18 protein-coding genes are annotated in these 21,993 nt (G+C 49.3%); 6 read left to right on the top strand and 12 right to left on the bottom strand.

Annotated features, from left to right (window positions below):
• Positions 1 to 620: 620 nt before the first annotated feature.
• The 8 genes from OCV81_RS00680 to tsaB all read right to left on the bottom strand — a co-directional run bounded on the left by OCV81_RS00680 (position 621) and on the right by tsaB (position 9,704).
• On the bottom strand, positions 621 to 3,017 hold the full coding sequence (locus OCV81_RS00680; protein WP_148327736.1) for a S9 family peptidase: 2,397 nt from the start codon (positions 3,015 to 3,017) through the stop codon (positions 621 to 623).
• A 97-nt stretch (positions 3,018 to 3,114) separates the two neighbouring features.
• The gene (gene rseP / locus OCV81_RS00675; RefSeq protein ID WP_148327735.1) at positions 3,115 to 4,455 is read right to left on the bottom strand and encodes an RIP metalloprotease RseP; all 1,341 of its coding nucleotides are present in this window, start codon (positions 4,453 to 4,455) and stop codon (positions 3,115 to 3,117) included.
• 41 nt (positions 4,456 to 4,496) lie between these two features.
• Positions 4,497 to 5,654: a 1-deoxy-D-xylulose-5-phosphate reductoisomerase gene (locus tag OCV81_RS00670; protein ID WP_022353923.1), complete on the bottom strand. Its 1,158-nt coding sequence runs from the start codon at positions 5,652 to 5,654 to the stop codon at positions 4,497 to 4,499.
• 4 nt (positions 5,655 to 5,658) lie between these two features.
• The gene (locus OCV81_RS00665; protein ID WP_148327734.1) at positions 5,659 to 6,516 is read right to left on the bottom strand and encodes a M23 family metallopeptidase; all 858 of its coding nucleotides are present in this window, start codon (positions 6,514 to 6,516) and stop codon (positions 5,659 to 5,661) included.
• A 12-nt stretch (positions 6,517 to 6,528) separates the two neighbouring features.
• Entirely contained in the window at positions 6,529 to 7,041 is a 513-nt protein-coding gene (rimM, locus tag OCV81_RS00660) for a ribosome maturation factor RimM (protein ID WP_022353921.1), read from the bottom strand.
• A gap of 3 nt (positions 7,042 to 7,044) precedes the next feature.
• Positions 7,045 to 8,352 (bottom strand): UDP-N-acetylglucosamine 1-carboxyvinyltransferase, encoded by a 1,308-nt coding sequence (murA, locus tag OCV81_RS00655; RefSeq protein ID WP_148327733.1) that lies wholly within the window; start codon positions 8,350 to 8,352, stop codon positions 7,045 to 7,047.
• A gap of 15 nt (positions 8,353 to 8,367) precedes the next feature.
• On the bottom strand, positions 8,368 to 8,967 hold the full coding sequence (locus tag OCV81_RS00650; RefSeq protein ID WP_148327732.1) for a DUF4290 domain-containing protein: 600 nt from the start codon (positions 8,965 to 8,967) through the stop codon (positions 8,368 to 8,370).
• A 47-nt stretch (positions 8,968 to 9,014) separates the two neighbouring features.
• The gene (gene tsaB / locus OCV81_RS00645) at positions 9,015 to 9,704 is read right to left on the bottom strand and encodes a tRNA (adenosine(37)-N6)-threonylcarbamoyltransferase complex dimerization subunit type 1 TsaB (RefSeq protein WP_022353918.1); all 690 of its coding nucleotides are present in this window, start codon (positions 9,702 to 9,704) and stop codon (positions 9,015 to 9,017) included.
• Between the two features lie 449 nt (positions 9,705 to 10,153).
• Here tsaB and OCV81_RS00640 point away from each other — a divergent pair, with 449 nt between their 5' ends.
• From OCV81_RS00640 to nadD, 4 genes are read left to right on the top strand one after another with little or no spacing between them, the layout of a single operon-like run.
• On the top strand, positions 10,154 to 11,029 hold the full coding sequence (locus OCV81_RS00640; protein ID WP_148327731.1) for a YicC/YloC family endoribonuclease: 876 nt from the start codon (positions 10,154 to 10,156) through the stop codon (positions 11,027 to 11,029).
• A gap of 6 nt (positions 11,030 to 11,035) precedes the next feature.
• Positions 11,036 to 11,602, top strand: a complete 567-nt coding sequence (gmk, locus tag OCV81_RS00635; RefSeq protein WP_148327730.1) for a guanylate kinase — start codon at positions 11,036 to 11,038, stop codon at positions 11,600 to 11,602.
• 12 nt (positions 11,603 to 11,614) lie between these two features.
• The gene (locus OCV81_RS00630; RefSeq protein ID WP_072541589.1) at positions 11,615 to 11,800 is read left to right on the top strand and encodes a hypothetical protein; all 186 of its coding nucleotides are present in this window, start codon (positions 11,615 to 11,617) and stop codon (positions 11,798 to 11,800) included.
• On the top strand, positions 11,779 to 12,372 hold the full coding sequence (gene nadD / locus OCV81_RS00625; RefSeq protein WP_148327729.1) for a nicotinate (nicotinamide) nucleotide adenylyltransferase: 594 nt from the start codon (positions 11,779 to 11,781) through the stop codon (positions 12,370 to 12,372). Before OCV81_RS00630 ends, nadD begins: the two co-directional genes overlap by 22 nt.
• Here the strand turns inward: nadD and OCV81_RS00620 are convergent, their stop codons facing one another.
• The gene (locus tag OCV81_RS00620; RefSeq protein ID WP_148327728.1) at positions 12,373 to 13,209 is read right to left on the bottom strand and encodes a metallophosphoesterase; all 837 of its coding nucleotides are present in this window, start codon (positions 13,207 to 13,209) and stop codon (positions 12,373 to 12,375) included.
• A gap of 91 nt (positions 13,210 to 13,300) precedes the next feature.
• Between OCV81_RS00620 and menA the strand changes: the two genes are divergently transcribed.
• Positions 13,301 to 14,191: a 1,4-dihydroxy-2-naphthoate octaprenyltransferase gene (gene menA, locus OCV81_RS00615; protein ID WP_072541587.1), complete on the top strand. Its 891-nt coding sequence runs from the start codon at positions 13,301 to 13,303 to the stop codon at positions 14,189 to 14,191.
• 3 nt (positions 14,192 to 14,194) lie between these two features.
• A complete protein-coding gene (locus OCV81_RS00610; RefSeq protein WP_148327727.1) occupies positions 14,195 to 14,677 on the top strand; it encodes a GNAT family N-acetyltransferase in 483 nt (160 codons plus the stop codon).
• Between the two features lie 76 nt (positions 14,678 to 14,753).
• On the opposite strand, the gene xyl3A is transcribed toward OCV81_RS00610, so the two are convergent.
• The 3 genes from xyl3A to OCV81_RS00595 all read right to left on the bottom strand — a co-directional run bounded on the left by xyl3A (position 14,754) and on the right by OCV81_RS00595 (position 21,952).
• A complete protein-coding gene (xyl3A, locus tag OCV81_RS00605) occupies positions 14,754 to 17,336 on the bottom strand; it encodes a xylan 1,4-beta-xylosidase (protein ID WP_148327726.1) in 2,583 nt (860 codons plus the stop codon).
• Positions 17,337 to 17,340: 4 nt separating this feature from the next.
• The gene (locus tag OCV81_RS00600; RefSeq protein WP_394802505.1) at positions 17,341 to 19,662 is read right to left on the bottom strand and encodes a beta-glucosidase family protein; all 2,322 of its coding nucleotides are present in this window, start codon (positions 19,660 to 19,662) and stop codon (positions 17,341 to 17,343) included.
• A gap of 91 nt (positions 19,663 to 19,753) precedes the next feature.
• Positions 19,754 to 21,952 (bottom strand): glycoside hydrolase family 3 C-terminal domain-containing protein, encoded by a 2,199-nt coding sequence (locus OCV81_RS00595; protein ID WP_262639866.1) that lies wholly within the window; start codon positions 21,950 to 21,952, stop codon positions 19,754 to 19,756.
• Between the last annotated feature and the right edge of the window lie 41 nt (positions 21,953 to 21,993).

The following is a 21,993-nucleotide window of genomic DNA, read 5'->3' as shown; positions in this document are numbered from 1 at the left end:
GTACTACTTCTTGCAGTCAATAAAAAAAGATTTACCTTTGCAGTGTGGTTGTGAAACCGATAGGTAAAAAGAAAAAAGAAATATATAAGGTATTAGAGAGACTAAAAAGGTAAAAAGCAATTTATTTAAGGTATTAGCTAGACTATTAAGGTATTAGATTATTTTTAAGTACAGGTATTAGATTTTAAAGGTAAAAGTTTTCAGGAATTAGGTTTGAGAAGGTATTGGAATATCTTCTGGTAAAAAGAAAAGGTAGAAAGGATAACAAAGACACAAAAATTAAGAAGATGAAAAGAACCCTTAAATGGGGGTTCTTTAGGAAGGCAGCGGAGGTTCGATGAGCTCTCGCTTTTTTTGTATCCATACGTCAACTATTGGAAGGACAAACACTCACCATCCATCCTCGCAAAACAATGTTTCTCCCTACATCCCCGGTTTTCATGATTCAACGTAGAAACCTGAGGGGTTCGCTGATTAAGCATAAAATTTAGCAAGCCTGAACAAAAAGAAAGCCTTATTCTTTATTCCATTCACACAAATAGGAAAGTATCCACAAAAAAAACAGCGGAATGACTCCCAAAGCCCTCCCGCTGTATAAAGTTATCTCACATAATGAAGAGTTATCGCTGGGGAATATCCACCGAATCCTCCTGCTTTCCTTTCAGGTATTTCGAGAAGAAATCCACCATGCGCCAGTAGAAATATTCATCCATGTCGCCGAAACCGTGGCGCTGGCCCGGCAGAATCAGCATGTCAAAACGTTTGTTGGCCCGAATCAGGGCATTGACCACACGAATGGTATTTCCCGGATGCACATTGTTGTCGATATCGCCGTGTACCAGCATCAGGTGGCCCTTCAACTGTTTCACAATCTCTGGATTGGTAGCAATCTTATAGGCAAACGTCGTATCTCCCTTCTCAGAGATTTCTTCCTTCACGCCATGATGGGTCTCACTCCACCAGCGGTTGTAGATACGGTTGTCATGATTACCTGCACATGATACGGCAGCCTTGTAGAAATCCGGATACTGACAGATGGCCGCAGTCGACATGAATCCGCCTCCGGAATGTCCGTGGATACCTACCCGTGTGATATCGATAAAAGGATAACGCGCTGCCAGCTGCTCCACAGCCGCCTTATGGTCGGCCAACGGATAATCACGCATATTGCCGTAACCATAGTTGTGATACCACTTGGAACGACTAGGATGACCGCCACGCTGTCCGACGGTAATCACGATAAATCCGGCCTGTGCCAAGCGGTCGGTACGCACACTCATCCGTCGGAACGGATAATCCACGGCTTCTACCTGCGGACCCGGATAGACATAGTCAATAATCGGGTAAACCTTGGTAGAATCGAAATCAAACGGCTTGTACATTATACCGTACAAATCGGTCACTCCATCGGCTGCTTTTACTTTAAACGGCTCCGGGAACTGGTAACCAGCTGCTTTCAAAGAAGAAAAATCGCTTTCCTGTATCGTCATCACCTTGTTGCCGTTACGGTCCAGCAGGTCCGCACAAGGGATGGTGTTGGCACGCGAATAATTATCCACGAAGAAACGGGCTTCATCGTCCATCTCCACATCGTGGAAGAACTCCCCGTGTGTCAGCTGTTTCAATCCACTGCCGTTCACATTCACCTTGTAGAAATGCTCGTAATACGGATTCTCGCCTTTCTCACGTCCGTTGGCTACAAAATATACGGTACGAGTAGCCTCGTCCACCTTCACCACACGTTCTACGTGCCAAGGGCCTTCCGTGATGCGGTTCTTCAGGTTTCCTTTGTCATCGTATAAATAAAGATGTGCCCAACCGTCACGTTCACTCCACTGAATAAACTCTTTTCCTCCATTCAGCACATGAATAGGACGAGTTTCCTGATAAGTATTCATCCGTTCCTTTACCACCGGCACAATGGAATCTTCGCCCAAAGTATAGGTACATACATCAATGCGATGCAAGTCACGGCTGCTGCGGGTCAGGAAGAAACGTTGGTTATCGCCCTGCCAGATACGCGGTATCAGTTCCTTGTCGCGCTGCTTCTGTTCCAGCGGCTTTCCTTCCAAATCAATCGACTGATTTTTCCAGGCTGCCGTACGGATTTCTTTCCGCGTACCCGCCTGCACATCGAACAAATACAGATGATATTCCGGCATACCGGTCTCTCCCGGCATCTCATACTTATAGGTCTCCAAGGTAGGACGCGGTTCTGCAATGGAATTGATGACCCACAGCGGTTTCACATTCCGCTGGTCTGCAATGATGGTTGCAAAATACTTGGAGTCGGGCGACCAGTATCCCCACGCACCCCGGCGTTTGCCATTACACAAAGTATCCGTGTTCAGCGTGCTGTAAGGAATGCCATACCCGAAATCCGGTGTTCCGTCACTCGTCAGGCGCACCTCCACGATGGTGCTGTCCTTCTCGTTCTTCCGGGCCTTCCGGTAATCGGCAATGCTCATGTAATACAAATCGCAATCTTTGGCATAAATCACCCGCTGTCCGTCTGGCGATACGGAAGCCCAGTTCACCTCCTCCGGTTCTTTCTCCTTGTCCTTCAGGTATGTCAGCTTCTGAGTGGGATAGTCGTACGAGAAATAGAACGTAGAGTCGGCTTTTGACACCACCTTGAACGTAAAGGTATGTCCGTCTTCTCCCGCCTTCAAATCGGCAATGGGCAACTGATGTGCCTCGAAGGGATCCTGCACAATCTCCGTCAACTGCGAAGCCAGACGGTCCCGGTCGAACAACAAGTCCTTGCGTTTGGCAGTGGGATTGACTACATACCAGAACTTCCCTTCGCTGGTCTTATACTCAAACCAAAAATTCGTTCCCTGCTGGAACCAGTGCGGGTCGACCATGGTGGAAAACAACATCTTGTCGAGTTTACTCTTGGTAAACTTTTCTGCCTGGAGATAACCGGGCAGACGCTCTTCCGCTCCCCCGCCAGAAACTGCCGTCAGGCAAAAGCCGCCACACAAAATAGCAGCCAATAGGATTTTCTTCCTCATTCCTTTTATTCTATTAGATGGATTACACAAAAAAGACACAAAGAACAGAGAAACCTTTCTCCGTGCCCTTGTGTCTTTATTTCATTTGAAACTTTCGCTAAAACAAGAACCTCAACACATCGTTGAAGTTGGCCCAGATAAGCAAGCCGAACAGCAGGAACATTCCCACCATCTGTGCATATTCCAAGAATTTGTCACTCGGCTTCCGGCGGGCGATAATCTCGTACAGCAAGAACAAGACATGGCCACCGTCGAGTGCCGGTATCGGCAGAATGTTCATAAAAGCCAGAATAATGGACAAGAAGGCCGTCATTTCCCAGAAACGCTGCCAGTCCCATACCTTCGGGAAGATACTTCCAATGGTGGCAAAACCTCCCACACTCTTGGCACCCTCTTTCGTGAATACATATTTCATGTCATTCACATAGCCTTTCAAGGTATTTACTCCTAAAGTAACTCCTGCCGGGAAGGATTCAAAGAATCCATAAGTCAACGTACGTTGTTTGTAATCTACCAAACCTCCCATGGCCGCTACCTTAAACTTATCGTCAGTCAAGACTTTAACTGTATCCCGCACGCCGGCACGTGAATATACCAACGTAAACTCAGCCGATGTCTTTTTATCCAATTCGGCTTTCGCCTTCAAATCTGCCATATTGTCCAGGAACTCATTCCATGAAGTCATCGTCTTTCCATTGAATGCCAACAAAGAATCTCCTTTTTGAACACCTGCCTTGGCAAATCCTCCGCCCGGCAGCACCGAATCGACCACATTTGGATAAAATACATCCACAAAAGGAGGATCCTCTTTTGCCACATCCAGCAAGCTCAGTTCCGGCAACAGAATTTTCTTTTCCTGTCCTTTCCGCAACACGGTAACCTCACGAGCCTCCACAATGCTGCGAATCATGTCCATATTGAAACGAGTCAGTTCCTCGCCGTCAGCACTCTTCAAAATATCTCCGTCACGAAAGCCGATTTCCTTCGCATGCTCACTGAATTTCATGCCCATGGTCATGTCACTCAAAGCCGTGTAACGATCTCCCCACGTAAACAGAATCATGGAATAAATGAACAAGGCCAGCAGGAAGTTCATCAAGACTCCTCCTATCATGACCAGCAAACGCTGCCACGCCGGTTTGGAACGGAACTCCCACGGCTGGGCCGGCTGTTTCATCTGTTCGGTATCCATCGACTCGTCAATCATTCCCGAAATCTTGCAATACCCACCTAACGGCAACCATCCCACTCCATATTCCGTGTCACTGTTCTTCGGTTTGTACTTGAACAGCGAAAACCAAGGGTCAAAGAATATATAAAACTTCTCCACCCGAATCTTGAACAGGCGGGCGAAGAAAAAATGTCCCCCCTCATGAATAATCACCAGCAACGACAAGCTGAGAATCAACTGAAGGGCACGAATCAAAAATGTTTCCATTTCTACTTAACTTCTTACTTTATATTATATAATTTAGATTTTTATTTCATCCCATTAATCACCAATTCTGCGGCAATACGCCGTGTTTCGGCATCGGTAGCCACATAATCACCATAAGTAGGTGTCTGGATAAAAGGTACGCGATTCATTGCTTTTTCAATCACGTCACTCATTCCCAAAAATGAAATCTGGTCTTTCAAAAAGGCAGCCACCACCACCTCATTGGCCGCATTCACGATACAAGGCATGTTTCCTCCCTGGTGCAGAGCCTCGTAAGCCAGTGCCAAGTTGCGGAAACGCTGCGTGTCTGGTTTCTCGAAAGTCAACGTATTGTATTTGGCAAAATCCAGCCGCTCGCCCGAAAGATGCTCCCGCTTCGGATACGAGAAGGCATATTGGATAGGCAGACGCATGTCGGGTACGCCCAGTTGGGCTTTCACCGCCCCGTCTTCAAATTCCACCATGGAATGAATCACCGACTGCGGATGCACCACCACCTCAATCTGCGCAGGAGTTACTCCAAACAGCCATTTGGCCTCAATCACCTCAAAGCCTTTGTTCATCATCGACGCAGAGTCAATCGTGATTTTCGCTCCCATCGACCAGTTGGGATGCTTCAGAGCCTGCTCTTTGGTTACCGTCTGCAACTGCTCCATGGTAAACGTACGGAACGGTCCTCCCGAAGCCGTCAGAATCACCTTGTGTACGGGATTGTTAATTTCCAAACACTGGAAAATGGCTGAATGTTCAGAATCCACCGGCAAAATCGGTGTCTTATACTGCCGAGCCAGTCCGGTAATCAGTTCACCGGCCACTACCAAGGTCTCCTTATTAGCTAAAGCAATGATTTTTCCAGCCTTAATGGCATTGATAGTCGGTTTCAGGCCGGCATACCCCACCATGGCTGTCAATACGATGTCGATGGGCTGCGACTCGACCACCTGACACAACGCCTCGGCTCCGGCATATACTTTCACCGGCTCGTCGGCCAATGCTTCCTTCAATGCTTTATATTTGTCTTCATTTGCTATCACCACCACCTCCGGGTGAAACTTACGTGCCTGTTCAGCCAGCAACTCCACCTTGTTGTTGGCCGTAAGCGCATATACCTCATACAAATCAGGATGCTCCCCAATCACTTGAAGAGCCTGCGTACCGATGGAACCGGTAGAACCTAATATGGCAATCTGTTTTTTCATAACTTTAAAATACAACATATTTTGCCGGATCAATCGGAGCTCCCTCGTGCCACAGTTCAAAATGCACATGCGACACATGTCTGCCTTCGTCCTCCGTTCCGGCCAATGCGATAACTTCTCCTCCTTTTACACGGTCGCCTTCCTTCTTCCTCGGAGTGCCGCAATGCTTATAAATGGAAATAAAATTCTGTTCATGCTGAATCTGAATCAGGAAACCCTTGTCGGGCGTCTGCACCACCAGCATCACCGTACCATCCATAGCAGCCACGATACTTTCGTCCATGGCAGCCGCCATATCTACTCCATAATGTTGGTGTGCCGGAGAGAAATCCTTGACTACAATCCCCTTTGTAGGACGGAAAAACAACAGTCCCGACAATTCATGTTCCTCCGTTCCAGTAGCCAATTCGGTCTTTTGCCGTTCTTCATATTTCCGCCGGAAATCATCCTCTTCTTTTGAACGGCCCATCAATTCTGCCGTCCGGATGGAGGTCAATGAGTCTATCGACTGCACGGTATCCACATTTACCTTTCCACTGAAGATATCCTGTATATTCATGATATACCTATTTTGCCTTTCCAAGGCATCTGCCAGTGAATCAGCCTTCAGTGCATTCGTCACCACCTGCGAACGGACTTCACTGTTCATGTAGCCCGGAAGATAATTCCGCAAAGGAGTAAACACAATAATAATGGCAGCCAAAAGAAAGATTACCGTACAAGTAGCAAGCAATACAGAGAATCCGTTCAACTTCGACACATGAATGCCTACTACCTCTTCCAAGGTATTTTCGTTAATGATGGTCAGTTTATATTTAAACTTAATATTCCGCCAAAATGCCTTACGCCCTTTCTTTTTCATGCCACAAGCTTTTTAGTCCAATAAACCGTCGGGAATGTCTACCGTCAAAAGTTTCTGTTCCCTGTCAATGTTGAGTATAAACTCTTCATGAGCAGGCAAAAGCAGTTCTTCCCCCTCCTTCTCTATGACAAACAAGACATTCATCGTAGCATCATCCACATCCACTACTTCACCCAAATCACCATGATGCACATCGTGTACCTTAAATCCGACGAAGAAATTCCACGACGTGATTTCATCTTGCTCATCCATGTACTTCACCGGGAAATACACTTCCACGTTGGTAAAACTACGTGCCTTTTCCGCTGTATCCACTCCCTCGAATTTCACCAGAGCCACGTTATCGGAGCGGAAACGATACTCCTCGATGAAGAACGGGACCAGAATCCCGTCCAGCAACAGAATCAGATACTCACAATCCACCCGGTCGAAGATGTCGTCGGTAAACGTAAACGAGACTTCACCTTTTACCCCATGCGGCTTGTTGATGATTCCTATCTTAAAAACTTCCTCTTTTCTAATCATACCTTATTCTATACGGGTGATACGTGCTCCCAGCGCACTCAGTCGCTGTTCAATGTGTTGGTATCCCCGGTCTATCTGTTCAATGTTATGGATATGGCTGATACCTTTCGCTCCCAAAGCCGCAATCAGCAAAGCAATGCCGGCACGGATATCCGGAGAGGTCATATTGCCTCCCCGCAGACAGAAGTTACGGTCATGACCGATGACCACGGCGCGGTGTGGGTCGCACAAGATAATCTGCGCCCCCATGTCAATCAGCTTATCCACGAAGAACAGGCGGCTTTCAAACATTTTCTGGTGAATCAGCACACTTCCTTTGGCCTGGGTAGCTACCACCAGCATCACACTCAGCAAGTCGGGAGTCAGTCCCGGCCATGGAGCGTCGGCAATCGTCATGATAGAGCCATCAATGAACGAATCAATCTGATAGTGTTCCTGTGCGGGCACATAAATATCGTCGCCCCGCTGCTCCAGCTGAATACCCAGCCGACGGAAACTGTCGGGAATGATTCCTAAATTTTCATACGACACATTCTTGATCGTGATTTCACTGGCCGTCATAGCCGCCATGCCAATAAAACTTCCCACCTCAATCATATCCGGCAACACCGTATGCGCACAACCTTTCAGGCTCTTCACACCCTCAATGGTCAGCAAATTGGAAGCGATGCCCGAGATTTTGGCACCCATCCGGTTCAACATCCGGCACAACTGCTGTACATAAGGCTCACAGGCCGCATTGTAAATCGTGGTGACTCCTTCGGCCAGCACTGCCGCCATAATAATATTGGCCGTACCTGTGACAGATGCCTCATCCAGCAACATATACGTACCTTTCAGCTTGTCAGCAGTAATACAAAAACGACCTTTCGCAGCATCGTGATCAAACGAAGCACCCAGTTTCTGAATACCCAAGAAATGGGTATCCAAACGCCGGCGACCAATCTTGTCACCTCCCGGTTTGGAAATCATTGCTTTCCCAAAACGGGCAATCAAAGGACCGACCAACATGACCGAGCCACGCAGTTTGGAGCAGCGTCCCAAGAACTCATCGCTTTCCAGGTAAGCCAGATTCAAATTATCCGCCTGAAAAGAGAACGTATCACTTCCTGTTTTTGCTACTTTTACGCCCATATCACGGAGCAGCTGTATCAGGTTATTGACATCCAGAATATTCGGAATGTTTCCGATAATCACTTCCTCGTCTGTCAACAACGTAGCACAAAGCACCTGCAGCACTTCGTTCTTAGCCCCCTGAGGCACAATCTCCCCCTGCAGTTTGTGCCCTCCTTCGATTACAAATGAAGCCATAGTATCCGATTTTGATTAATATTTCTTTCTTTGCTGGTTGTTGTTCATCTGCCGACGACGCGGTCCTACCGTACGTTGCTCTACCAGATGAAGTTCATCGGCCGACAGTTTGATACGTCCGCCTGACAGTTCACACAAATCATCCAGAATTTTCTGGTCTTCCACCCCATCTTTGTTAAAATTGAGGTAATCTTTCTTCATGTGGTTGGCAATGTACTTAATCAACTGTTTTTTCTCTTCACCTTCCGGATAATCTACCGCAATTTTTATCAAATCCTGGATAAATCGTCCATAATGGCGATAGCGAATCACATTGGGCGAATAAGGAATCCGGTCGGGTTTCACTTCCAGACTTTCCTTCTTCACGATTTCCACCGGATAGTCAATATCCAGTTTAAAGTCGGCCATGATAGCCAGATGATCCCACAACTTACGGCGGAAATCTTCCATGTCACGCAATTGAGGAAACATCCCTCCCATAATATTCACGATGGTATTGGCACACCGTTGACGTTCCGCACGATCCTCGATGGTCAAGGCATGGTCTACCATGTTCTGCACACTTCTTCCGTATTCCGGAAGTGGTAATTTTCGCTGCTGGGTATTATATTCCATATAAAATTATCAGTTATTCCACATTCTACGACTTTCCATCTGTTCTCTTACAACAGTTTTTTAGGCTTGGAGGCCACAAATTCCTTGAGATAGAAAGGTTCAAAATAAGCTACATCCTTGAAATCCTGTGTAGCCATCGCCTTTTCAGCCAACGGGAACATCCATTTGGCCAGCGGATGTATATTTTCCAGGAAATGCGCATTGGGATGCGTCAGTTTTTCCTTGCATTTAGCGGCCCCGTTGCCAAAGAAATATACCGGATGCTTTTCCAAGAACTCGGCATACGAATTTTCATCTACGATGTCTGCACCGATTTCACGCTGTACCTTCAGGGCACGGTTGTACACCGCCGCATACACTTCCATCCGGCGTGCATCAATCATCGGGCAAAGCAAGGCATCTTCCGGCAGGTCGTGAGCCAGCAGTACCGGCACGCACATCACCTCCAGCGTAGGAAGCCCAATCAGCGGAATGTTCCGTCCGTAGCAGATTCCCTTCGCCATGGAAACCCCGATACGCAGTCCCGTATAGGAACCCGGACCACAGCTCACCGCTACCGCATCCACCGGAATGGCATGGCTGTCGGCAAACGACAAGGCTTCATCTACAAATACTCCCAGCACAGTCGCATGCGAAGGGCCGTTAAAATCTTCTTTCGAGAAAATGGAAGCCCCGTCCTGGCTCACTGCCACCGAGCAGACTTCCGTCGACGTTTCAATATGTAAAATGCACGACATAATTAAATTCAATACAATTATATATTAGTCTGCAAATATACACTTTTCTTCTCACTCTCTCACGAAAAAAGGAACAGAAAGTGACAAAGCCTTTCCGAAAGACCAACCGACCTGCATAAATTCCAATCTCCCGGTTCGCAAAACCGGAAACTTCCGCAAACATTCCTCCAAATGCCACCAAACATTCTCTGTTCCACAATGCGGGATTTGTATTCCACACTGTGAAATATGTATCCCACACTGTGGTTTTTGTATTTCACAGTGTGGGACAGAGAAAATGCAGGTATCCCTGGAAAAACAGACAAGGAAAAACAAACTTATTTCCACGGGGTTATCAGGCTTTATCTACCCGTCGCAGAGCGATTTCATACGTTTTTTACACAGCCGTTTACGCTTTATGCAGATTTTTCCTACCTTTGCACTCAAATGATTAAAAAACAAAAGGAGTTATGATACAGTCAATGACCGGATACGGCAAAGCAACCACCGCCTTCGGAGACAAAAAAATCAACGTAGAAATCAAATCGTTGAACAGCAAAGCAATGGACTTGTCCACACGCATCGCTCCATTGTATCGTGAAAAAGAAATGGAAATCCGCAACCTGATTACGCAGACCCTGGAACGCGGGAAAGTGGATTTCTGTATATGGGTGGAAAAAGACGCCGCCGAATCGGCCACTCCCATCAATACCGCTCTCGTAGAAAACTATTACAACCAGATAAAAACCATTTCTGAAACCTGCCACATTCCGTTGCCGGAAGACTGGTTCGCCACCCTGCTGCGCATGCCCGACGTGCTGACGCGCGTGGACGTGCAGGAACTGTCGGATGAGGAATGGACCGTGGCCAAACAGACCATCGAAGAGGCTTTGCAGCACCTGGTGGATTTCCGCAAACAGGAAGGCGCCGCCCTCGAAAAGAAATTCACGGAAAAGCTGAACAACATCGAACGGCTGCTGAAGTCCATCGAACCGTACGAGAAAGAACGTGTGACCAAAATCCGGGAACGCATCACCGACGCGCTGGAAAAGACCCTGAGCATTGATTACGACAAGAACCGTCTGGAACAGGAACTGATTTACTACATCGAGAAACTGGACATCAACGAAGAAAAACAGCGTCTGGCCAACCACCTGAAATATTTCCGCGAAACCATGGCGGGCGGACACGGACAAGGCAAGAAGCTGGGCTTCATCGCACAGGAAATGGGCCGCGAAATCAACACCACCGGCAGCAAGTCGAACCATGCCGAGATGCAGAACCTCGTGGTGCAGATGAAAGACGAACTGGAACAAATCAAGGAACAAGTGTTGAACGTAATGTAAAAAAATATGGCAGGAAAACTTATCATCTTTTCAGCCCCTTCCGGCTCCGGCAAGTCCACCATCATCAATTACTTGCTGACACAGAACCTGAACCTGGCATTTTCCATCTCGGCCACCAGCCGCGCTCCCCGTGGCACAGAACAGAACGGCGTGGAATATTTCTTCCTGACTCCGGAAGAATTCAAGCAGCGCATTGCCAATAACGAGTTTCTGGAATACGAGGAAGTGTACAAGGACCGTTTCTACGGCACCCTGAAGGCACAGGTGGAAAAGCAGCTCGCTGCCGGACAGAACGTGATTTTCGACGTCGACGTGGTGGGCGGATGCAACATCAAGAAATTCTATGGCGACCGGGCCTTGTCGGTCTTCATCCAGCCGCCTTCTATCGAGGAACTCCGCAAGCGACTGACAGGTCGAGGTACGGATGCGCCCGAAGTCATCGAGAGCCGTCTGGCAAAAGCCACCTTCGAACTGGACTATGCCGATAAGTTCGACGTGGTGATTGTCAACGACGACTTGGAAAAGGCCAAAGCGGAAGCCTTGCAGACCATCCGCCATTTTCTCCAACACTAAATCCATCCGACTATGCCGAAAAATCCTAAAAAAGTTCTGCGCTGGATGACGCTGCTCTGCATCGTCATCGGACTGGCCGCCATTGCCGTAGGCGTAGTGGCCGTAGCCAAAGAAGAATACATCATTGCCGTCGCCATGTTGCTGGTGGCTATATGGCAGATTCTCAACTATATCCAATGGAAGAAAAGTCTCAGATAAAAACCGGACTTTTCGGAGGCTCCTTCAACCCGATTCACATAGGACATCTGGCACTGGCCAATTACCTGTGTGAATACGGAGGACTGGAGGAAGTCTGGTTCCTGGTCACCCCTCAAAATCCGTTCAAGCAGAACGAGACGCTGCTTGATGACCATCTCCGACTGGAAATGGTAGAAGCCGCCGTGGCCGGATATCCCCGTTTCCGGGCTTCCGATTTTGAATTCCAATTACCCCGCCCTTCGTACACCATCCATACCCTCGACAAACTGGCCGAGAGCTATCCCGACCGGGAATTTCACTTGATTATCGGAGCCGACAACTGGCAGGCTTTCGACCGTTGGCGGTCGCCCGAGGAAATCATCCGCCGTCACCACATTCTGGTCTATCCGCGTCGGGGTTATCCCTTAGAGGATGCAACTCCTCTTCCTCCTCATGTCCGGGTGGTACAGACTCCCCTCCTCGAAATCAGTTCGACCTTCATCCGCCAGGGTATCCGCGAAGGGAAAGACCTGCGCTATTTCCTGCATCCGGAAGTGTTCAGAATCATTCAGGAAAAAGGGCTCTACCGCTAATCATTTCTTTTTGTGTAACACCACTAGCACCACCTCGCTCGGGGTGAAGAGGCGCACATCCTTGCGCGACGTACCCAGTCCGTTAGTAATAATCACCGGAATGCCCGCACGGTTGTGTTTCAATCCCGTCAGGAAACGATTGCCGTATTTGGAGAAATGTGCCGGCGTCCACCGGCGGAACAGGCTGACCTGCCCTCCGTGGGTATGTCCCGCCAGGGCCAGGTCGGTGTGCGATACATCCACATCTTCCACGTAATCGGGGGTGTGCACCAGCATCAACACAAAATCTTCTTCCCGCAAGGCCAAGGTAGGCGACACCCCGTTCTGCTTCAAATCGAACGGATTACGGATGCCGCACAGCAAGATATATTCCTTTCCCCGCCACAAGGTATCCACCCGGTGCTCCAACAAACGCACGCCTGTCTCCCGCATGGCCTTCCGTGCCAGCGAATCGGCCGCTCCGCGCTCGTGGTTGCCCATCACGGCATACGTGCCACAGGGTGTCTCCACGGTCTTCAAGGCCTGGAAAAGCTGTGTCACATCTCCTCCGTTGCGTCCACGGTAATCGCCGCCCAACAGCAGCACGTCCGCATCCAGCGAACGGAGGGCCCGGCACATACCAGGCAACCGACGGGCGGTAAACCGGCTCTCGAAATGAAAGTCGGAGGCAAAGGCTACCCGGAAACCGTCGAAGGAGTCGGGCAACTGGGCACTGTAAAAATCATACCGTTTCACACGTCCCACTCCCTTATACTTGGAAAAGGACGCCGTGGCACAAGAGGAAAGCAGAAAGCTCATCAGCAGCAAGCTACCTGCCAGCAAATTCAGTCGTTTCATCATTTTGAACTACATATAACTTTCCGGTCGTGACAAAGGTCGTAAAAAAATGCCTAACTTTGCCGGACGAAAAACTAAAAATCCAGATTTCATGACATACGTCAAAACCAATTCTATTAAAGCGTGGCTGCTGGCCGCCCGTCCGAAGACCTTGACCGGAGCCGCCATCCCCGTCATGCTTGGCTGTGCCTTGGCCTTTATTTACGGCCACTTCCAGCTGGTACCGGCCTTGCTGTGCTTTCTGTTTGCCTTCCTGATGCAGATTGACGCCAACTTCATCAACGACCTGTTCGACTTTCTGAAAGGCAGCGACCGCGAAGACCGTCTCGGACCGGAACGTGCCTGTGCCCAAGGATGGATCAGTCCGCAGGCCATGAAGGCCGGCATAGTCTGTACCACCCTGCTGGCAGGAATCACCGGACTTTGCCTGCTTTACTACGGGGGACTGGAAATGATTCCGGTCGGCATTGCCTGCATGATTTTTGCCTTCCTCTATACCGCCGGACCGTATCCGCTGGCTTACCACGGATGGGGCGACCTGATGGTGCTCGTCTTCTTCGGCTTCGTGCCCGTGGGATGTACCTACTATGTCATGGCACACGACTGGAACACGGCGGTCACTCTCACCTCACTGGCCTGTGGGCTTCTCATCGACACCCTGCTGATGATTAATAATTTCCGCGACAGGGAACAGGATGCAGTGAGCGGGAAGAAAACGCTGGTAGTGCGGTTGGGTGCCAAAGCCGGACTGATTCTGTATTTCCTGCTGGGACTGGCGGCCTGCTGGTGCTGCTTCTATTTCCTGCGTATCGGAAAAATCTATGCCGTACTGCTTCCGCAGCTGTACCTCATTCCGCACATCCTGACCACCCAGCACATGGCCCGTATCTACCGCGGGAAAGCCCTGAACGGCATCTTGGGAGAGACTTCACGCAACATGCTCATTTTTGGATTATTACTTACACTAGGATTGATTCTTTAAATTATGATTCGGAAAGTATGCAAAGAAGATGCTCCGGCCATTACCGCCATCTACAACCATTACATCACACACACCACCATCACCTTTGAACTGGAACCGGTGAGCGAAGAAGAGATGTGGACCCGCATCCAGACCATCAGTAGCCAATACCCCTATTTCGTGTACGAGGTGGAAGGACAGATTGCCGGTTACTGCTACGTACATGGATGGAAAGAGAAGGCGGCTTACAACCAGAGTGTGGAGACCACCATTTACCTGGCACCTTCCTCTACGGGAAAGGGACTGGGTACCGAATTGATGCAACACCTGATAGAAGAATGCCGTCGCTGCGGACTGCATGCCTTGATTGCCTGCATCACCGAAGGCAACGAGGCCAGCTATGCCCTGCACGAGAAACTGGGCTTTGAAAAGGTGTCCAGCTTCCGGGAAGTGGGCCGCAAATTCGGCAAATGGCTGGGAATCGTGGATTATGAACTGATTCTCTGAGCCTTTCGTTCTGCAAAAAAGAAGGCGGCGTCTGGCAAACCGGACACCGCCCTGCATTGTATTTATCGGGAATTCCTCACTTCAACGTAATCGCATACTTGCTCAGGTCCTTTTCATCGGAACTGCTTCCAATCCATACCTGATATTCACCCGGGCAGAACTGGATGCTGTGAGTCGTTTCATTCCACCACTCCAGGTCTTTCTTTGACAAGGTAATACGCACATTTGCAGTCTTTCCAGCCGGAACAAACACCCGTTTGAAGGCTCGCAAGGTCTTCACCGGACCTCCTTCGTCGCCCACCTTATTCAGATAAACCTGTACTACTTCTTCCCCGTCGCGACTACCGACATTCGAAACCGGTACAGTCACCGTCAGATTGTCGTCACTGCCTATCGTCTGTGCATTGAAAGTAGCCGTGCCATACTTAAAGGTAGTATAGCTCAACCCATACCCAAAGGGGAAAAGCGGTTTTTCCGTCATGAAACGATAGGTACGTCCCTTCATATTGTAATCCTCAAAATCGGGCAACTGCTCCGTATTCCGGTAGAAAGTGACCGGCAAGCGTCCGGCTGGATTGTAATCTCCAAACAACACTTCGGCCACGGCCTTACCGCCCTGCTGCCCCGGATACCATGCCTGCAAGATGGCCTCACACGTCTCCGTTTCCGGCACCAGTCCGATGGGCGAGCCGGAACAGTTCACCAACACCACCTTCTTTCCGGCCCGGTGCAAGGCTGCCAGCAATTCCCGCTGCACTTCCGGCAATTCGATGCTAGTACGGTCTCCCTTCCGGAAGCCCGGCAAATCCACGCCCATCTCTTCGCCTTCCAGACTCGGGGAAATACCTCCCACAAAGACTACCACATCGGCATTCTGGACGGCCTGAACCGACCGGGCTACATCCACTTTCCGCTTAAAGCCCAGGTCGAAGTTCAACTGCGCATCACTTTGCAGGTATTCAAACTGAAGTTCGATGTCGTATTTCTTTCCGGCTTCTACCTGCAGCGTACAAGACTGCTTGTTGCCTCCGTGCACATTATGATACTTCATCACCTCCTTCCGGTTGACCAGCAATCTGCCCTTGCCATAACTATACACATCCAGCACAATCTCTCCTGATGCCTTGGGCACATACGTGGCATTATACGTAGCCGAAAAATCCGTCAGGTTCACACCCGGTGCAAACACCGTAGCTCCCGACGTACAGAAATTGAACGGTGTCATCACCCTCGTCTTTACATCTACCTTACCTTCGTGGTTCACATTGTTCCAATAACGCGCCGTGAAACCCGGCCGCCCTTCCGACTGGCACTCACTGAACACACTTTCCAGCAATTCATCGCCGACCCACGGACAACCCTGTTCATAAATCAGTTTATCATCTTTTCCAAGTGCCGACCGAATCCCCTCCAGAATGGTCACCGTATGAGAAGGTACTCCGTTGTAATTTCCCCACATCATGACCGAGTCTTTGGCATTCGGTCCCATGACCGCCACAGTCAGTCCACCGCGCTTCAACGGAAGCACCCGGTGCTTGTTCAGCAACAACGTCATGGATTCCCGCGCCATCCGCAGCGCCAGTGAATCGTGCGCTGCAGAAGCTACGACCGAGAAAGGAATCTTGGTCCATGACACTTTATCCGGATCATCCATCTCACCCAAGTCGAAACGGGCCTTCAGCAACCGCTTGACCGACTTGTCGATGACCTTCTCGTCAATCTGTTTTTTCCGGGCGGCTTCTACCAGCGATTCATACGTAGAGCCACATTCCAGGTCCGTACCACTCAGTACGGCCGCTGAAGCAGCCGAAGGTGCGTCCTTGTGCGTGCGATGTCCTTTCTCATCAAAAAAATCATTGATGGCCCAGCAGTCACTCAAAATGATGCCGTCGAATCCCCACTCTTCCCGCAGAATCTGCGTCAGCAGCCGGTTGCTGCCACAACAAGGCTCCCCTTCAAAACGGTTGTACGCACACATCACCTCCTTTACCCCGGCATCTTGTACCAGGGCCTTGAAAGCCGGCAAATAAGTCTCATACAAATCCCGAAGGGGCAAGTCTTCCACGTCAAAAGAGTGGCGGTTCCACTCCGGACCCGAGTGTACCGCAAAGTGTTTGGCACAGGCATACAGCTTGTCGTACTTCCCGTCGGTTTCTCCCTGCAAACCTTTGACCACCATTACCCCCATCTTACTTGTCAGAAAAGGGTCTTCGCCGTAGGTTTCAATCCCTCTTCCCCAACGCGGGTCACGGTAAATGTTTACCGTCGGCGTCCACATTGTCAGTCCCTGGTATCTCTTGTAACTGTCATGTTGCACGTAATAAGTATTTTTCGCCCGCGCCTCATCCGACACCGCCGTAAATACCTTATACACCAAAGAATCGTCAAAAGATGCTGCCATGCCTATCGGCTGCGGAAAGACCGTAGCCAGTCCGGCACGGGCCACCCCATGCAGCGCTTCATTCCACCAGTTATACGGTTTTATACCCAGCCGTTCTACTGGCTTCGATGTGTCCATCATCAAAGAGACCTTTTCTTCCAACGTCAGCTCCTGCAAAAGCAGGTCGGCACGCTGGTCGGAAGGCAAAGACGAATCCCGAAAATCGGGACGGGCACAGCCCAGAAAAGCCAAGCCCAATAGCCAAACACCATACCTCATAGATTTATTTATTAGCAGTTTCCCATAGCTTTGTTTCAGCACAATGAATATCTGCCCACAAGTTACCACATTTTATTTTAAAATCGCCTTTTTCAAGACGCCATTTTCCGTCATAACCCACAAAAGCCAAGTCACTGCCTTTTATTTTCATCGTCAAGGTCTTGGTTTCGCCCGGATTCAGCGATACTTTCTCAAAATTGCGCAAGCGGAGGTTATCGGGAGTACTGCTCGCCACCAAGTCCTTGGAATATAACAATACCGCTTCTTTCCCAGCCACCTTGCCAGAGTTCGTGACATCCACAGAAACAGTCAGCTCGTCGTCTGCCGTAAAGGAAGTCTTGTCCACCTTCAGGTTACTGTATGTAAACGTCGTATAGCTTAATCCGAATCCAAACGGCCATTGTACATCCATCACGGAATCATAATTATAGTTTCCTCCCATCTGTCCCATGTTTTCACAAGGCTTATAGTCATAAGTAGCGATGGCATTGATATACTTCGGATAAGTGAAAGGCATCTTTGCACTGAAGTTGGCATCTCCCGCCATCAGGTTGGCCAATGCATCGGCTCCATAGTTGCTCGGCAGCATCACATTGATCACTCCCTGAGCCAAAGGTTCGATGTCATTAATGATACGCGGACGTCCCTGATTCAGAACCAGCACAATCGGTTTACCCGTCTTGGCAAGTGCTTTCACCAGATTTCGCTGGTTGGCAGAAAGCGTCAAATCCGTCAGGTTTCCCGGTGTTTCGCAATACGAATTCTCGCCGATGCAAGCCACGATGACATCCACATTGGCGGCAGCCGCTACGGCTTTCTCAATCTCCGGTTCATTCTCTGCCCACCAGTTGTCGTTCTGGTTCGTCACGGCCTTCGGGTCAGAGCTTGCATAAGTCACTCCCGGTTCGTACACCACATTCGCTTTCCCATACTTGTGGCACAAAGCCTCATAAATGGTATTATAGGCACCAGCACACTCATCAGCTTTGTTACCCTGCCAACTATACGACCAGCCTCCATTCAGGCAACGCATGGAGTTGGCATTAGGACCTGTCAGCAGAATCTTCTTACCCACTTTCACAGGCAATACATTCTGTTCGTTCTTCAACAAGACTTCCGATTCTTCTGCCGCCTGAAGCGCTACCTTGGCAAATTCCGCAGAACCAAACTTATCGAATTTCTTGATGTCCCAGTAAGGATGGTCAAACAAACCCAACCGATACTTTAAACGCAGCACACGCGCCACCGCATCATTGATTCGGCTCATCGGTACTTCCCCTTCTTCCACCAGTTCTTTCAAATACGTACAGAAGCTCACCTCATAAGGCACCATCGACATGTCAATCCCGGCATTGATGGCAATCTTGATAGCCTCTTTCTTGGTAGCCGCAATGTGGTCGCGGGTGCAGAGATTATTGATGTCGGCCCAGTCGGTTACAATCATCCCATCCCAGTTCAATCCTTCTTTCAACCACTCGGTCAGCAACTCACGGTTGGCGTGGAAAGGCATACCATTGTCCACCCCCGAATTGACCATCACACTCAAGGCCCCTTGACGAATGGCCGCTAGGAAAGGAGCAAAATGCTTTTCCCGCATGTCACTGCGAGAAATGGAAGACGGCGTACGGTCTTTTCCGGATACCGGTACTCCATAACCCATGTAATGCTTCAGGCAGGCAGCCACCTGATACTCTCCGATGTGGTTCGGGTCCGTACCCTGAAACCCTTCTACGGCAGCCTTTCCCATCTCGGCATTCACATAACAGTCTTCTCCGTAATTCTCCCACATTCTGGGCCAACGTGGATCGCGCCCCAAATCCACCACCGGTGCATACGTCCAAGGAATACAGCCGGCCTTGGTTTCATACGCCGAAATCTCCGCACCTTTCCGGGTCAATTCCCGGTTGAAAGAAGCCCCCATATTGATTCCCTGCGGAAACAAGGTACCCTCCAGCGTGTAGGTCGTACCATGAATCTGGTCTACGCCATAGATGCACGGTATACCGATTTCTTTCATGGAAACTTCCTGTATGCGTTTAATCATCTTCGCCCAAGTCTCCTTCTTCTGTGCTACGCTCAAAGGTACATTCAGAATAGACCCGACTTTATATTTGCCAATCACCGTATCCAGCTGCGCCTCGCTGAGTGTAAAGCCATTTTTCTGGGTGGCCTCAAAATCAGTGATGACATCCACCGTAATCTCACACATCTGACCGATTTTTTCTTCCAAAGTCATTTTATCCAGCCATTTCTGAATATTGGCTTCAATGGTTTTATCTACCGGAATGGCCGGCTTTATGCTGTGTACGTTGTCTGCCATACACATCCCAGTGCCAATCACTGAGGCTAAAATCACATTTCTTAGTAAATTCATGGCATCTAAAGTTTTAGTTTCTTGTTTTTCAAAAGGTCTCGTCTTATTTCAGTTCAAACTCTACCACTCCCTTGATATCTTTGGAAGAACTTCCGATGTACGCTTTAAACTTACCCGGTTCAGCCACCCAATCATGGAGCTGGTCATCGAAGAACATCAAATCCTCTTTGTCCACGGTAAATACAACCTCTCTTTCCTCACCGGGCTGAAGAGCGACTTTATAGAAATCTTTCAACTCTTTCACCGGACGCAGTACACGACATTTTTCATCCCCGATATACAGCTGTACGATTTCCTTTCCAGCCACACTTCCCACGTTCTTCACGTTGCATCGGATTTCTAATACGTCATCACCTTTCATCTCACGGGCAGAAATGACCGGTTTACCATATTCAAACTGCGTATAACTCAAGCCATACCCAAACGGAAACAGCGGCTGGATATGTTTCGTATCATACCAGCGATAGCCCACCAGGATGTCTTCCTTGTATTCCTGACGGATGCTGTCGCCCGGATAACTGAGTTCTCCATAATAATGTGCCGGACAATCTTCCAGCTTGGCCGGATAAGAGAACGGCAGCTTTCCACTCGGAGTCACCTCGCCCAACAGCACATCGGCAAGTGCCTTACCACCAATAGAGCCCAGATACCAAGACTGTACCAATGAGGGTACCTCCTTCAACCAAGGCATGGCTACTGCATTTCCGCTGGTCAATACCACTACGAGCTTCTTGTTGGCTTTCAACAGCCCTTCAATCAAACGATCTTGTCCATAAGGCAATTCGTAGGCGCGACGGTCTTCTCCTTCACAATCCTGCTGGTAGTTCTTGTTTAGACCTCCCATAAAGATGACCAAATCGGCTTTACGAGCTTCTTCAATGGCGGCATTGTAAAGCGAATCGGCAACCGACTGAGGAATCACATCTGCGCGGTCGAACATCGGCCGGCCGGCCATGTATCCTTGAGAGAAAGTCACACAATCACTACCCAACTCTTTCACCAAGGCCTCCAGCGGAGTAATCACCATCTTCGGTTTCAATTCTGAAGAACCGCCTCCTGCCATCAGGTTCCGAACGGCGTTGTCACCCACCACCAGAATGTGTTTATACTTTCCCTGCTTCAAAGGTAATAAAGATTCTCCTTTAAATACGGACTGATTCTTCAATAATACTACCCCCTCCGTAGCCACCTGGTAGGCGGTCTCATAATGGGAATCATTGGACATGGCGCCAAATTGACCGTCTGCGTTCATGGCTGTACGGAAAATCAGTCGCAACACCCGGGAAGCCTTGTCATCGACTACACTCATGGGTACCTTACCTTCCTTGACCATCCGAAGATAGGCACTACCTAAATAATAGTTGTCATATCCCTGATCGGAATTGGAAGTCAATCCATTGGTAAAGGTCCCCAGTTCAAGGTCCAGTCCGTTCATCGCAGCCTCATACGTGTCGTGAGCAGCTCCCCAGTCGGTTACCACACAGCCGTCGAACTTCCATTCTCCCTTCAGGATATCGTTGTTCAACAACTTGTTATGTGCAGCATGTGTACCTCTCACCTTGTTGTAGGCCCCCATGATGCTCCAGACTTTCCCTTCTTCCACTGCTGCCTTAAAGGCCGGAAGGTAAATCTCATACAAGGCCCGGTCACTGACCTGCACATCAATGTGATTCCGCCAGTGCTCCTGATTGTTCAAAGCATAATGTTTCACACAGGCGGCCACTCCGTTCTCCTGTACTCCCTGGATATAAGGCACACACATACGGGCGGCCAGAAAAGGATCTTCGCCCATGTATTCAAAGTTGCGTCCGTTCAGCGGAGTCCGGTAAATATTCACACCCGGACCCAACAACACATTTTTATGACGAAAACGAGCTTCTTCTCCGATAGCCAATCCATATTTCTTCGACAAAGAAGGATTCCAGGTAGAAGCCAGACAAGTCAGCGCCGGAAAAGCAGTACAGCTGTCGTTGGTCCAACCGGCATAATCCCAGCTGTTCCAACAAATTTCTGCACGTACTCCATGAGGGCCGTCAGAGTACATCAGCCCCGGAATGCCCAAACGGGCACATCCCGGTGTACTGAATCGTCCGTCGGCGTAGCTCAAACGAGTTTTCTCTTCCAACGTCATTCGACTCAAAGCATCTTTCACACGAAGTTCCAACGGTTTCCGAACATCCAGATAGAGAGGCATACCTCCCACTTCAATCTTCTTGCCGCTACCCGACATCAAGGTATGCATCAATTCTTTCTTAGGAAGTCCCTGCGGAGTGAACGCACCAA

It is taken from the genome of Phocaeicola fibrisolvens (assembly GCF_025567125.1).
GTDB classification, from domain to species: domain Bacteria; phylum Bacteroidota; class Bacteroidia; order Bacteroidales; family Bacteroidaceae; genus Phocaeicola; species Phocaeicola fibrisolvens.
Note: the sequence above shows the minus strand (reverse complement) of the source record. Positions and strands in the feature narration are given on the sequence as shown.